We start from the raw sequence: 12492 nt of genomic DNA on the forward strand, positions 1-12492 counted from the left end.
GGAGCAAATCATGGCAGCCAGATCAGTGGTGAGAGGAAAGATTGGCAGTGAGACCGGCACGGAAAAAAAATCCGGCGGCAAAAAAATGGCAATGATCGTAATTTCTGCAGTCCTGGGGTTCGCTGCGGCGGGAGGCGGCGCAGCCTGGTACATGAACCGGCCGCAGGATGGCCTGGACGCCAGGACAGCAGAGCAGCCTCCCGTTTTCGTCACATTGGATACCTTTACCGTGAACCTGCATTCCGAGGGGGAAGAACAGCATCTGCAAACCAACCTGACCTTGAAAGTGAATGATGCCCCGGCGGCGGAATCGATCAAGCTTCACATGCCGGAGGTGCGCAATCGCATCGTTCTGCTGCTTTCCGGCAAAGCGGCATCGGAAATCCTGGGGGTCGAGGGTAAGAAAAAACTTGCTGCCGAGCTCGCTGCCGAGATCAGGCAGCCATTCGGGGAGGGTGCGCCGGAACAGCGCATTCAAAGCGTGCTTTTCACCTCGTTCGTTATCCAGTAGCAGCCTCATGAACACCAATTTTCTCTCCCAGGAAGAAGTCGACGCGCTTCTCGCGGGCGTTGCTGACGAAGAGGCGCTGGAACCGCGCAAGCCGGGCGCGAGATTCCGGCCCTACAACCTTGCCGCGCAGGAGCGCATCGTTCGCGGCCGCATGCCGACCCTCGAGATCATCAACGAGCGCTTCGCGAGACTGCTGCGCCTGAGTTTGTTCAATTTCATGCGGCGCAGCGGAAATGTATCGGTCGGCCCCGTTCAGGTGATCAAGTTCAGCGAGTTCGTGCGCAACCTGGTGGTTCCGACGAATCTGAATCTGGTGCATGTCAAGCCATTGCGCGGCACATCGCTATTCGTCTTCGACCCCGCCCTGGTATTTCTCGTAGTGGATAATCTGTTTGGCGGCGAGGGCCGTGCCGGACCCAAGATCGAAAGCCGCGATTTCACCCAGACGGAGCAGCGCATCATTCAACGCCTGCTCAACCTGGTATTCGACAGTTACGGAAAATCATGGAACCCGGTCTATCCCATCGAATTCGAGTATGTGCGGGCCGAGACGAATACCCAGTTCGCCAATGTCGCCACTCCCAACGAAATTGTCATCGCCACCACATTCGAGATCAATTTTGGTTCGGCGGGAGGAGAAATGCACATCTGCATTCCTTATTCCATTCTCGAGCCGATCCGGGACCTTCTCTCAAGCAGCATGCAGGGCGAATCGCTGGAAGTGGACAAACGCTGGGTGGGCCGGTTATCGAAACAGGTACAGGCCGCCGAAGTCACCATGCTGGTTAATCTCGCCAATATCCAGGTGACGCTCGACCAGATACTCAACATGCAGGTTGGCGATGTCGTCCCGCTGGATATGCCGGAATTCGTCACCGCAAGCGTCGACGGCGTGCCGGTGATGGATTGCCGTTACGGCATTTCCAATGGCCGCTACGCCCTGCGCATGGAAAGGATGCTGGGCTCGGCCAGTACAGAATGATCATGGAACGCCGCGATCTGTCCCACCGGCCTTTTACACAGGAAATCAAGGAGATGAATATGCAAGCAAGCAATGCCAGTGCTGCCCAGCTGATGGAGGGGCAGGAAAATGCGGGTGACTCCCCGCTCCACGCCACGGGCAATACCCCACAGCAAATTTTCGAACAGTTCAACAGCCCGGCAAAAACGGAAATCCATAACGATATCGACCTGATCATGGATATCCCGGTGCAACTGACGGTGCAGTTGGGACGCACCAAGATCGCCATCAAAAATCTGCTACAGCTCGCCCAGGGGTCGGTGGTCGAACTGGATGGGCTGGCGGGCGAGCCGATGGATGTGCTGGTGAACGGGTACCTGATTGCCCAGGGCGAGGTGGTGGTGGTCAACGACAAGTTCGGCATCCGCCTTACCGACATCATTACGCCGAGCGAGCGCATCCGGAAACTGAATCGCTGACATCGATACTCGATTCCCTCCCCCAGGACAAATAAATGCGTACTCCGGACACTGATCGTTTTAGGGCGCCTGCGGCGTCAATGGCATCGACGCGCTTCATTGCCGCCTTTTCTTCCGTTTGCTGCTCCTTGTCCGCTCATGCTGCCGGGCAGACCGTGCATGCGCCGTCTTCCGTCACCGATGGCGGCATGCTTCAGGTCATGCTTGGGCTTGGATTGGTGCTTGCCGTCATGGCAGGGTGCGCCTGGCTGTTACGGCGCTTCGGCGGCATGCCGCGAGGCGCCGCCGGGGTGTTAAAGGTCATCGGGAGTTCTGCTGTCGGCCAGCGGGAGCGCGTCGTGCTGATCGAAGTCAACGACAGGTGGCTGGTGGTGGGAGTCGCGCCGGGACACGTAACCGCTCTGCACAGCATGCCGAAGGGAGAAAGCTTTCCTGCCGGCGCCCCCCAGGCCGCCAGCGCGGTAACCAGTGACTATTTCCCTGGATGGTTAAAACGGATGACGGAGAAACGAAATGGCGAATGATGCCGGTAAGATGAACGGGGATATCAGCAATCCCTCACCCTCTTTGCTTGCCGGGCGGCGCGCGAATCGCAGCGGATGCGGCGTTGCCGGTGTTGTTTTGGGGATCGCATTCCTGGCATTGCCATCCCTGGCCCTCGCGGCCCAATCGCAAGCGGTGGGCCTGCCTGCTTTCACCAGCACGCCCACCGCCGGCGGAGGGCAGAATTATTCGCTGAGCCTGCAGACGCTGCTGCTGCTGACCGCACTCACGTTTCTTCCCGCAGTTTTGCTGATGATGACCGGCTTCACCCGCATCGTCATCGTCCTCTCGCTGCTGCGCATGGCGCTCGGCACGCAGTCCTCGCCGCCCAACCAGGTGCTCGTCGGCCTCGCGCTGTTCCTCACGTTCTTTGTGATGGGTCCGGTTTTCGACCGGATTTATACGGATGCCTACGAGCCATACAGCGCCAGCAAGATAACCCAGGCCCAGGCGCTGGAGAAGGGCGCGGCGCCGCTCAAGGCTTTCATGATGAAACAGACACGGGAGGCCGACCTGGCGCTTTTCGTCAAGCTTTCCGGCACGCCCCAGTTGAATGGGCCGGAAGAGGTGCCCCTGCGGGTGCTGGTCCCGGCCTTCGTCACCAGTGAGCTGAAAACGGCGTTCCAGATTGGTTTCGCTGTATTCATACCCTTCCTGATCATCGACATGGTCGTGGCCTCCGTGCTCATGTCCATGGGGATGATGATGGTGTCGCCCGCGCTGGTGGCGCTGCCGTTCAAGATCATGCTGTTCGTGCTGGTGGATGGATGGCATATGCTGATCGGTTCGCTGGCGGAAAGCTTTTACTAGCATGCGCTTTGCCCTGCACTCCAAAAGCCGCAGACTCCTCCCTGTCCAACTGCCGGATTCGGGATTATTTTTCACACAACCGAGGAAAACGATGACACCCGAAAGCGTAATGACCATGGGCCAGAAAGCCATGGAAATAACTCTCCTGGTTTCCGCTCCGCTATTGCTGGTAGCGCTGGCGATGGGGCTGATGATCAGCATTTTTCAGGCCGCCACCCAGATCAATGAAATGACATTGTCTTTCATACCGAAATTGGTCGCGTTGTTCGCGACCCTGGTGGTGGCCGGTCCGTGGCTGCTCGGCGTGTTGACGGACTACATGCGGCAGGTGTTCGAGAGCATTCCCGCCATGGTGGGATAGCTACTGCTCCGGGACAATGTCAGACCGCCCGCCGATGATTACGCTTACCTCCGCCGATTTCAACCTGTGGCTGACGTCCTTCCTATGGCCGCTGGCGCGCATCCTGGCGCTGCTGGCCGCTGCGCCCATGCTGGGCAATGCGGCCATTCCGGTGCGGGTGAAGGTCGGCCTGGGAGTATGCCTCACCCTGATCGTTTCACCCGCGCTGGGTCCGTTGCCCAAGGTCGAGCCGGGGTCGATGGAAGGGTTGCTGATACTGGTCCAGCAAATCGTGATCGGCCTGGCGATGGGCTTCGCGATGCGCATCGTTTTCAGCGCGGTGGAAATGGCGGGAGAAATTGCCGGGCTGCAGATGGGTCTGGGCTTTGCCACCTTCTTCAGCCCGCGTAGCGATGGCAGTACGCTTGTCGTGGCGCGGTTCGTTGGCCTGCTGGCGACGCTTGTCTTTCTTGCCGTGAACGGACATCTGCTGATGCTGTCGGTACTCACCGAGAGCTTCAGCGTATTTCCCATTTCCACCGAACCGGTGTCCGCGGCGGGATGGCAAACGCTGGCCTACTGGGGGGGCAGGATTTTCGAGGCGGGGCTGGGACTCGCCCTGCCAGTGGTCACGGCGCTGCTGATCGTCAACCTCGCGCTGGGCATCCTCACTCGCGCGGCGCCCCAGCTGAATATTTTTGCTGTCGGCTTTCCTATCACGCTCATGGTCGGAATGATCGCCCTGATGCTGTCGCTTCCCCACTTCACGCCGGTAATCGAAAAACTGATTACGGAAGGCATGCACACCATGCTGGAAATAGCCCGGGCGGCGGCGGGAAGACTGCCTCAGCCTTCCCCTTGATTGCTCGCCACGACGGCGGATAAGCGTACTTCGCTGAGTGGTTAAATAACCGGCTGGATGAAAGGCCTGCGCCGCCGTGCCAGGGCGAAGCTCGCGAGGCCGATTCCCAGCAGGGTGAGCGACATCGGTTCAGGCACGAGAGTATCAGGCAGCACTTCTGCATTCTGGTCTATTGCCAGATATTGCCCGAGGGTCATCCCGGGGGATAGGGGAGTCGGGTCCAGGGCGGCAATGGCGGCCGTATCGAATGAACCATCCGAAGCGCTAGTGAGGGAGCTCAATAGCAAGCCGGACGGCTTCAGTTTTGTGTAGTTGCTTATGGTTCCGCTAATCAGAAGCAAGCCATTCCCGCTAACTATATTCTCGCCGCCGATGAATGTCCCGTTCCCTTTCGCTTTCTGAAAACTTCCCGTCCCCCCGGTTATCGTGAATGAGGTATCGTTGAATAAGAATATGAATGGGAGAATTGTCGGAGTGAACAGTCCCTCATAGTCGGCAAAGATGGAGCCGCTTGCAGTGCCGAGAGTCATTTTGCCGGCAAAAGAAAGATGTCCGTCCGGGAAAGGCGTAACACAATCTTTCCCCGAGATCGACACCTGCCCGAGCAGGCTGCTTATTCCTGTGCCTGTTGTGATTCCCCCGACGAACGACCCGCAGCCCAAGTCGGGTGAAATGATAGTCTCATGAATGATCGAGCTGACGGATAGCGCGGCGCTCCTTGCGTCCGTGGAAATGGCAAGCGGCGCCGCCACCGACAGCATCAGCAAAGCAGACGTTATAGCCTGGTTCATAACTTTTGTTTTCATGATTCTTCGTTCCCCCATAAAGTCTATCGAATAGTGAACAAGCGATGCAACAGGCGTTTTTTAAGAAAAAATTGAGCAAATTCTCGCTATGTGCGTTGCGGGTAAGATCAGGACGATCATAAGGCCCGACAAAGGCCACAGCCGAGACTACGATGCCAGTGAACGCAAGTCGTGGCTTCCTGGAGTGTTGCCCAAGAGGTTTCGCGAAGCGGGGATCGGACAGCGGCGGGGATATCGGACCGCGCTAAAAGGCTGTTGGGGCGCCAGCAGCCCGCTGCAGAGAGTCCGCTGCTGGTCGATCTTCCTGCGGAAGACACTGCTCCGTCCTCCGTGGTCGCATCATTCCCGTATCCCATCCCGTAAAGCTGCTATTACATTGACGGAGATATGTCCAGCTCTTCTCTCAAATGGAATTTCAGTATCCGCGTGAATCTTATAGTGCGGATTTTTTTGCGTCAACCAGTTCAACCCATGATAAGTAGTGATATCAATTCATCATTTCCTGCCGTCCTGGTCCGGCCGAATATACACACCAGAAGCCGCTTGTCCGATAAAAATACCGTTAAACAGTGTGTTATCCCACGCTGCCATGACAACATGGTTGATATTCCCGTTGCAGTATTTCCCGCTGTGCCGAGATTGAACTTTTCAGAATTACTGCTAAAGTAAAATACAGACATGGCGAATCAGTTCGGATTGCGGCGTAACGGCGACTACTGGCAACGTTTCGTTTTGTCTGTTTTGTTTTATCTGCTTCGTTTTGTTCAACTGCCATTACAGGGGAGTGACAGGAATGCCAAAACTGGATCACGCGACCTTCATTGCTCGATTGAAGGGGAGATCAATAAATGCCGCGGAATTACGAAGCGCGCACCCCGAGCTGGATACGGGAAGCATACCCGGAAACGGTGTTATCGCCGGCACGACCGAGAATCTTGAAAAATTGTGGGAGATCGTCGACAGCTTCGACCATGATGGAAATGTGAATACCCTCTCGGACGATGCGGCTTTATCCATTGCCAATTGGCTCTTCACCCGGGCGGGTAATGGCCAGGCTACGGGAAGCGCCGGAGATTGGCGAAAGATCGCCCAGGCGGGCGACAGGAGCATCACGGAGAAAACCGCTGCCCACAAAACAGCAATCGATCGCATTGGGGTTGGCCTCTATTATGGCGACCATTCGCGCTTCCATGAGGATATTCTTCGGGGGAACCGTTCCACCCTCCAGGGCGAGATCGATGCCATGAGCGCGGGAAACTGGCGACTCGGCGCACTGGAGCCGGGGGCGGTTGAAATCGAGAATTCCTCCGGGCAGTCGGTTCGGTTGCAGGAGAGCTCGTGCATCGGCTGGGTGATGCAGAACGTCAGGGCTGCGTATGGGGGAGCCGATCATGGCGGGCGCTCCGATGAAATAAACCAGAGAGTCAAGGAGGCCGACCTGCGAGGCACGGTTCTGTGCGAGGAATTGCAGAAGGATGGCTGGACCGCGATTTTCTATTCGCCGAGAACCGCCGACGACCTTGCCGGAGCGGGCGAGCGCGAGAAACTGGGTGCCCTCAACATGGCCAAGGCGGGTTCCCGGGTATGGAAATCTCCCATCGCGGGATCGGATGGCGTGCGCTGCGATGCCGTCATCACCGGTTATCGGGGAATGGCGCCTGATAGCGAAACCGAAGCACAGCTGCAAAAACTGGAAAATGTGCCGTTTTTCGTGGGGGTGGCCAATGGCGGCATCCATACTTTTGTGGGCCATAATGGAAAAGTGTGCGATTTTCATTGGACCGCACAGCCGGATGACAAGGATGCCATGACAGAAAACCCGATCCGGGAATGGAAATGGGACACGGGCCTGTATATGGTGCCGCCCGGCTATTGGTAATCCGCCATGCGAACCTCCGTTCTTTATATGAAACAACGGGCTTCCGCGATGCCAGGAATAAGTCCGGCGAAAACGGCATCCAGTCTGCCTGACCGTCCGCTCATATTGGCCGCGCTGCTGGCAGTGCCGTTTCTCGCCGGTTGCGCCCAGATAAAAACCTTCAACGTGGCCCCCAGCACCATTTGCCCTGGCGAGACGGTGAAAATCGACTGGGCCGCTTCCGGCAACAATGCCAGCGTCATGCTGGATGCGGTTCCGCCGCTCACGGGCATTGGGGAAGTGCCCGCGGAAGGTTCAAGGATGGTGACTCCAGTGGAAAGCACGCGCTTTATCCTCAAGGTGCCTGGGGTGTTGAAGAGCGTGCAGCGTGAATGGGACGTGCAGGTGGTCCCAGGAGAAAGCGCCAGGACCTGGGGCGGCATTGCAGAGTGCAGCGGCCAGCCGCAATCGATATCGGTTTCCTTCACCATCCAGCAACAGGACACTTCCCCGGGCATTCATGCCGAACTGGTCACCAACAGCTATCCCCGGCCGCTGATAGTCCGCAAGGATGATGTGGAAGTGGAGATTCCGCCAAAAGACGGGACAGACCGTTTCAAAAACGTCCCTGCAATGGGAACATGGACAATAGCCAGCCCTGTCGCCCCTGAAGAAACGTGCGAGAGCGCCCTTGCGGCAGTTGCACGCCGCCTGACCGTCAATATGCAGATGAGCTGCGCAGAGCAAAAAAACTAAAGAGAACAAGGAGAACAGGCCATGGCAATGCTCGACCAGATCCAGACCATCGTCATCGTCATGATGGAAAACCGCTCGTTTGATCATGTACTGGGTCATCTGAGCATGAAGCGCTTCAACAACCGCCAGGATGTGGCGGGATTGATCGACCCGGAGCAGAATCCAGCCTACACGAACTTCCTGGATGGGCAGGGATACCAGCCTTTCGAATTGAAGGATGGTCCGTTGCTGCATGACTTGCCTCACAGCCGGCCCATGGTGAGCACCCAGTTGGGCCAGGCTGGCGCCGCCTTTACCATGAGCGGCTTCGTCGAGGCGTATTTCGACGCGACCGGAAGCAAGGTGGCCGATCCGCCATCGATGGGCTTTCTTTCTCCAGGGGACGTTTCAATGTCGAATTTCCTGGCGATGAACTACGCGGTATGCGATAACTGGTTCGCGCCTCTGCCGACGGACACCCAGCCCAACCGCTCGATAGCCTACAGCGGCTATTCGCTGATCGACGATACCAAGGCGCGCCCCATACCCACGGTCGCGGATAGCTTCATCTTCGAGTGGCTTAATGCGCGCAACGTCAGCTGGCGCGTGTACCACTGCGGTATCTCATTCTTCGCTCTGTTCGACCGGTTTTACGAGGTGCTGGGCCCGAACTTCCGCAGCTTCAGGCAGTTTCCGGGGGATTTCGCCTCCGAATCGCCTTCCGAGATGCCGCAGGTGATATTCATAGAGCCCGAATATACCGATTCTCCAGTGCATTTCGGCTGGATCCCGAACGATAACCATCCGCCCACGTCCATCGGTCCGGGGGAGCATTTCCTGCGCAACATATACGACCTGCTGAGCAAGGATTCCGAAAAATGGAGCCGCACCGTCCTGATCGTCACCCATGATGAGCATGGAGGGTTTTTCGATCATGTGCCGCCTTTGCCGATTTCCGCCGCCCTGGCGCCGGGCGCGTTGTTTTCGGAGGAATTCACGAGTACCGGCCCTCGGGTCCCGGCGCTGGTGGTATCGCCGTGGATCGCATCCGGCACTGTGTTCAAGGGTGCGATGGACCACACCTCCATCCTGCAACTGCTATCGGAAAAGTTTGCCGGCACCCCGGATTATAACGAAGAGGTCAAGCGGAGAAGGGAAGCGGGCATTCAAAGCGTATCGCAAGTGCTGGCCCAGGCGCTTGCGCAACCGCGCACCGATGTGCCGCAGCCGCCTGCCGACGCCATCACCAGTTCCGTGGAACTTAAGCCCGCCACCGATACCCGGGTGCAGACGGATAGCCAGCAGGCTTTTACCGCCGCCGCGCAAAAACTGGTTGATTATGACCGTCCGCGGGCGCTGGAGAAATACCCGGAACTTGCCCATCTTCCCGGCACTCCCATTGATGCGCCGGGAAAATAAACTTTTAGCAAGTACGCGCCTCCGGCTGCGTTTGCGATTTTCCTGAGCGCGCAACTCTGCCACGTTGACAGGTTCCTTCCGGCTTTTCTCCTGAAAAGTTCAAGCTCCCTCAGGCAGTCGAACTATAAGCAATTATTCGCCGGCGACGGGATGAACTCACGGATGATTTGCAACTCCTGAAGTAAATACTTGGTTAATTTCCAACAAAGGTACGTAAAGTCCCACACGATTTGAGACGTCGGGTGCCTTCAAGAGCCTTCTGGGGACGAGCGAGCACCAGTCCATGGCGCGTTCGGGATGCTTCCAGCAGTCTTCGAACAGGTGTGCGAGCAATCTTCAGTCGTTTGGCAATCTCCTGCTTGCTGGAGTTCCTCCCGGAACGGCTGCATCTTGGCGCCCGATCTTACCTCTTTGGATTCGGTGGCCACGGCCCACCTCAGGCGCTTGGCTTAGTCGTGCATGGCGGCGAGCTGCATGGGCGGCGTCTGCTGGTTCTGGGTGGAGACCCGTGCGTAGAGGTCAACCTGGAACGTCTTACCCCCTGATCAAAGATCCCTCCAAAAGGGCTTGTGCGAAAGGCCGTGTTTTCCAGTGTATCCAGGCAGCCTATCCGCACTGACTATAATCTAAAGTCAAATACCACCGGCAAAGCCGGTGGCATGTGTTCCGCGATCTCGATCTGGGCGAACTCGGAAGGCTGGCAGTGGAAGGCACACCGACCGGCGAAGTACGCATAGCCAGTGAGATTGCCCGCGACCCCTCCGATCCAATGATTACACTCTCCGCCCGCTTGGCAGCGCGGGCAACCCCCCGCCTTTGGTCGGTGAGAAGCTGGATGTCATTATCGGCACGCTACGCGGCGACATGTCCAAGGCGCCGCGTGCCACAACATTGGGGTCAATGTGAGGTTAAATCAATCTGGAGGGGATGGTCTTCACATTAAGATTGAGACCGTTACCCTTCGGGTCAGAGGTTGTATAGCCGGCTGTTACGTGCAACTCCTGATCACTGATAATCTCACGGAAGCCGACGGTGAGAGGCATGGGCGAGGTAGGAACTCCGCCATAAAGCAACTCGGTAATACGGCAGCAATCGTCCATTGTTGCGGTACCCGCAGGTAAGACAATCTTGTCGATAGCATGAGCTTTCGCAACGGCAGGTTCGCGACCCACGGTCGCTCCTGCAAAGACAAGCGGAACCACGTTTTTCGTAATCTGCGCTTACATGAAAAAGCAAGGAGGTTTGATGTTATAGTGTAGTACGTGTACTACATGTACTACATATGGAGGCTATATGGCAACTCTTTCGATCCGCATTCCTGACGAGATTCTTGCACGGCTGGAAACCGTATCGCGGAAAACAGGACGCAGCAAGGCGTTCTACGTCAAGGAGGCGGTACTTCGACAGCTTGAAGATATAGAGGATATTTATATCGCGGAGCAGCGGTTGGAGGATATCAGGGCAGGGCGCAGTGGCACGCTGACATTGGATGAAGTGGAGCGTGCCCTTGGCCTGGACGATTGAAATGAGCGAGGGCGCCCAGGATGATCTGGCGAGGTTGGACAAGCAGGTAGCCAAGCGCATCACGGCTTTTTTACGAAAGCGAGTAGCCGCGCTGGACAAACCCCGCAGTATCGGTGAGCCCCTGAAAAGCAGCCACGGCGAATTGTGGCGCTACAGGGTAGGGGATTACCGCGTCATTTGCCAGGTGCAGGATAGCAAGCTTTGCGTGCTGGTGATAGCAGTCGGGCATCGCGCGGAGATATATCGCTGATGCTTACCCTCATCCATTCTGGTGGGCATGGGCCTCACGGCAATCTGCACCACGGCATCCATAGGCGGAATCTACGCGAGCCGGTCCGCATTGCCATGGTTGGTTTGATGTTGATCGCCATTCATTCCTGTTTTTGGCACGCATAACGCTTGCTGAATCTGGACATGATTTCACGATCCATCAAGAATGGTTTATCCACTAACTCAACGCCTTCTCGATGCGCCACAGCGCATTTTCCAGGTTGGCCATGGCAGTAGCGAACGAAAGACGGATATAACCATCTCCCCCGAAAGCCGAGCCGGGTACGACCGCGACCCCGCCGTGCTCCAGCAGGTATTCGCTGAGAGCGATATCGCTGAGATCGCTCAGCAAACCTCTTGCATGCAGCCGCGAAATTGCCTCGCGCGTGTCGGCAAACGCATAAAATGCGCCTTCCGACAACAGGCACCTGACGCCGGGAATGGCATTCAGCGCATCGGCCACAAACCGGTTGCGTTTCCTGAATGCCTCCACCATGGGCAGCATGCAGGATTGATCGCCATTGAGCGCCGCTTCCGCAGCGGCCTGCGAGATCGAAGAAGGGTTGGAGGTACTCTGGGACTGGATGTTTTCCATGGCGGTGATGATGCGCTCGGGGCCGCCGCAATAACCTATTCGCCAGCCAGTCATGGCGTAAGCCTTGGATACGCCGTTGAGCACGATGGTGCGGGGATAAAGGTCGGGGCAGGCATTGAGGATATTGACGAACCTTCCGCCCGACAGCAGGATATGCTCATACATGTCATCCGTGGCAATGAGAATGCCGGGATGCCGTCTCAGGACTTCGCCCAGGGCCTTGAGCTCATCCATGGAATAAACACTGCCCGAGGGATTGCTGGGGCTGTTGATGACGAACATTCGCGTTCTCGGCGTGATGGCTGCTTCCAGTTGCGCCGCCGTTATCTTGAAGCCTTGTTCGATGCCGGCCCCGACAATGACGGGTTTCCCTTCCGCGATCAGGACGATATCCGGATATGACACCCAGTAGGGAGCCGGAATGATGACTTCGTCGCCCGCATTGATGGTCGCAAGCACCAGATTGAAAAAACTTTGCTTGCCGCCGCATGAAACCAGGATCTGTGCGGGTGTATAGTCGAAGCCGTTATCGCGAATGAATTTCGCGATAACCGCGCTTTTCAGTCCGGGCGTGCCTCCCACCGCCGTGTATTTGGTCAATCCCTTGTTGATCGCGGCAACCGCGGCATCCTTGATGTACTGCGGCGTGTCGAAATCCGGTTCGCCCGCACCCAGCCCGATAATATCCTTGCCTTCGGCCTTGAGCCGGGCAGCCCGGGCGGTTACCGCAAGAGTGGGGGAGGGCTTGATAGCCCGAACGCGCGATGAAAGTTCCACGA

16 protein-coding genes are annotated in these 12492 nt (G+C 57.2%); 13 read left to right on the forward strand and 3 right to left on the reverse strand.

From position 1 onward, the window contains the following. Nucleotides 1-10: 10 nt before the first annotated feature. The 7 genes from fliL to fliR all read left to right on the forward strand — a co-directional run bounded on the left by fliL (nucleotide 11) and on the right by fliR (nucleotide 4506). On the forward strand, nucleotides 11-511 hold the full coding sequence (gene fliL, locus ACZ5CE_RS07325) for a flagellar basal body-associated protein FliL (protein WP_464577346.1): 501 nt from the start codon (nucleotides 11-13) through the stop codon (nucleotides 509-511). A 7-nt stretch (nucleotides 512-518) separates the two neighbouring features. Beyond that, a complete protein-coding gene (gene fliM, locus ACZ5CE_RS07330; protein ID WP_464577348.1) occupies nucleotides 519-1493 on the forward strand; it encodes a flagellar motor switch protein FliM in 975 nt (324 codons plus the stop codon). Nucleotides 1494-1552: 59 nt separating this feature from the next. After that, nucleotides 1553-1951: a flagellar motor switch protein FliN gene (gene fliN / locus ACZ5CE_RS07335; protein WP_464577349.1), complete on the forward strand. Its 399-nt coding sequence runs from the start codon at nucleotides 1553-1555 to the stop codon at nucleotides 1949-1951. 80 nt (nucleotides 1952-2031) lie between these two features. After that, complete coding sequence (gene fliO / locus ACZ5CE_RS07340) at nucleotides 2032-2475, forward strand: flagellar biosynthetic protein FliO (protein ID WP_464577351.1); 444 nt, start codon at nucleotides 2032-2034, stop codon at nucleotides 2473-2475. Further along, nucleotides 2465-3304: a flagellar type III secretion system pore protein FliP gene (gene fliP, locus ACZ5CE_RS07345; protein ID WP_464577352.1), complete on the forward strand. Its 840-nt coding sequence runs from the start codon at nucleotides 2465-2467 to the stop codon at nucleotides 3302-3304. The genes fliO and fliP overlap by 11 nt, the downstream gene beginning before the upstream one ends. Before the next feature lie 91 nt (nucleotides 3305-3395). Then, on the forward strand, nucleotides 3396-3665 hold the full coding sequence (fliQ, locus tag ACZ5CE_RS07350) for a flagellar biosynthesis protein FliQ (RefSeq protein ID WP_464577354.1): 270 nt from the start codon (nucleotides 3396-3398) through the stop codon (nucleotides 3663-3665). Nucleotides 3666-3699: 34 nt separating this feature from the next. Further along, the gene (gene fliR / locus ACZ5CE_RS07355; protein ID WP_464577356.1) at nucleotides 3700-4506 is read left to right on the forward strand and encodes a flagellar biosynthetic protein FliR; all 807 of its coding nucleotides are present in this window, start codon (nucleotides 3700-3702) and stop codon (nucleotides 4504-4506) included. A 41-nt stretch (nucleotides 4507-4547) separates the two neighbouring features. Here fliR and ACZ5CE_RS07360 read toward each other — a convergent pair whose 3' ends face one another. Then, on the reverse strand, nucleotides 4548-5312 hold the full coding sequence (locus ACZ5CE_RS07360; RefSeq protein ID WP_464577358.1) for a PEP-CTERM sorting domain-containing protein: 765 nt from the start codon (nucleotides 5310-5312) through the stop codon (nucleotides 4548-4550). A gap of 793 nt (nucleotides 5313-6105) precedes the next feature. Here ACZ5CE_RS07360 and ACZ5CE_RS07365 point away from each other — a divergent pair. From ACZ5CE_RS07365 to ACZ5CE_RS07380, 4 genes are all read left to right on the forward strand, one after another. Then, nucleotides 6106-7191, forward strand: a complete 1086-nt coding sequence (locus ACZ5CE_RS07365) for a hypothetical protein (RefSeq protein WP_464577360.1) — start codon at nucleotides 6106-6108, stop codon at nucleotides 7189-7191. A gap of 48 nt (nucleotides 7192-7239) precedes the next feature. Continuing rightward, nucleotides 7240-7926 carry a hypothetical protein gene (locus tag ACZ5CE_RS07370; protein WP_464577361.1) on the forward strand — a complete coding sequence of 229 codons (687 nt, stop codon included), beginning with the start codon at nucleotides 7240-7242 and terminating at the stop codon, nucleotides 7924-7926. Nucleotides 7927-7947: 21 nt separating this feature from the next. Further along, nucleotides 7948-9324 (forward strand): alkaline phosphatase family protein, encoded by a 1377-nt coding sequence (locus ACZ5CE_RS07375; protein WP_464577363.1) that lies wholly within the window; start codon nucleotides 7948-7950, stop codon nucleotides 9322-9324. A gap of 344 nt (nucleotides 9325-9668) precedes the next feature. Continuing rightward, nucleotides 9669-9869 (forward strand): hypothetical protein, encoded by a 201-nt coding sequence (locus ACZ5CE_RS07380; RefSeq protein ID WP_464574240.1) that lies wholly within the window; start codon nucleotides 9669-9671, stop codon nucleotides 9867-9869. A 363-nt stretch (nucleotides 9870-10232) separates the two neighbouring features. Here the strand turns inward: ACZ5CE_RS07380 and ACZ5CE_RS07385 are convergent, their stop codons facing one another. Further along, nucleotides 10233-10496 (reverse strand): hypothetical protein, encoded by a 264-nt coding sequence (locus ACZ5CE_RS07385; RefSeq protein WP_464574241.1) that lies wholly within the window; start codon nucleotides 10494-10496, stop codon nucleotides 10233-10235. A gap of 121 nt (nucleotides 10497-10617) precedes the next feature. On the opposite strand from ACZ5CE_RS07385, the gene relB reads away from it, so the two are divergent. Together relB and ACZ5CE_RS07395 are read left to right on the forward strand one after the other, a co-directional pair. Then, nucleotides 10618-10848: a type II toxin-antitoxin system RelB family antitoxin gene (gene relB / locus ACZ5CE_RS07390; RefSeq protein ID WP_464574242.1), complete on the forward strand. Its 231-nt coding sequence runs from the start codon at nucleotides 10618-10620 to the stop codon at nucleotides 10846-10848. After that, nucleotides 10832-11098: a type II toxin-antitoxin system RelE family toxin gene (locus tag ACZ5CE_RS07395; RefSeq protein ID WP_464574243.1), complete on the forward strand. Its 267-nt coding sequence runs from the start codon at nucleotides 10832-10834 to the stop codon at nucleotides 11096-11098. The genes relB and ACZ5CE_RS07395 overlap by 17 nt, the downstream gene beginning before the upstream one ends. Before the next feature lie 198 nt (nucleotides 11099-11296). Here the strand turns inward: ACZ5CE_RS07395 and ACZ5CE_RS07400 are convergent, their stop codons facing one another. Continuing rightward, nucleotides 11297-12490 carry a pyridoxal phosphate-dependent aminotransferase gene (locus tag ACZ5CE_RS07400; protein ID WP_464577455.1) on the reverse strand — a complete coding sequence of 398 codons (1194 nt, stop codon included), beginning with the start codon at nucleotides 12488-12490 and terminating at the stop codon, nucleotides 11297-11299. Between the last annotated feature and the right edge of the window lie 2 nt (nucleotides 12491-12492).

This window comes from Nitrosospira sp. TNL200 (genome assembly GCF_055386305.1).

Coding starts and splice junctions, on each gene's coding strand:
- fliO (WP_464577351.1), top strand. CDS start 2,032: ATGGCATCGACGCGCTTCATTGCCGCCTTTTCTTCCGTTTGCTGCTCC.
- fliN (WP_464577349.1), top strand. CDS start 1,553: ATGCAAGCAAGCAATGCCAGTGCTGCCCAGCTGATGGAGGGGCAGGAA.
- fliQ (WP_464577354.1), top strand. CDS start 3,396: ATGACACCCGAAAGCGTAATGACCATGGGCCAGAAAGCCATGGAAATA.
- ACZ5CE_RS07365 (WP_464577360.1), top strand. CDS start 6,106: ATGCCAAAACTGGATCACGCGACCTTCATTGCTCGATTGAAGGGGAGA.
- ACZ5CE_RS07375 (WP_464577363.1), top strand. CDS start 7,948: ATGGCAATGCTCGACCAGATCCAGACCATCGTCATCGTCATGATGGAA.
- fliP (WP_464577352.1), top strand. CDS start 2,465: ATGGCGAATGATGCCGGTAAGATGAACGGGGATATCAGCAATCCCTCA.
- fliM (WP_464577348.1), top strand. CDS start 519: ATGAACACCAATTTTCTCTCCCAGGAAGAAGTCGACGCGCTTCTCGCG.
- fliL (WP_464577346.1), top strand. CDS start 11: ATGGCAGCCAGATCAGTGGTGAGAGGAAAGATTGGCAGTGAGACCGGC.
- ACZ5CE_RS07360 (WP_464577358.1), bottom strand. CDS start 5,312: ATGAAAACAAAAGTTATGAACCAGGCTATAACGTCTGCTTTGCTGATG.
- relB (WP_464574242.1), top strand. CDS start 10,618: ATGGCAACTCTTTCGATCCGCATTCCTGACGAGATTCTTGCACGGCTG.
- fliR (WP_464577356.1), top strand. CDS start 3,700: ATGATTACGCTTACCTCCGCCGATTTCAACCTGTGGCTGACGTCCTTC.
- ACZ5CE_RS07370 (WP_464577361.1), top strand. CDS start 7,240: ATGCCAGGAATAAGTCCGGCGAAAACGGCATCCAGTCTGCCTGACCGT.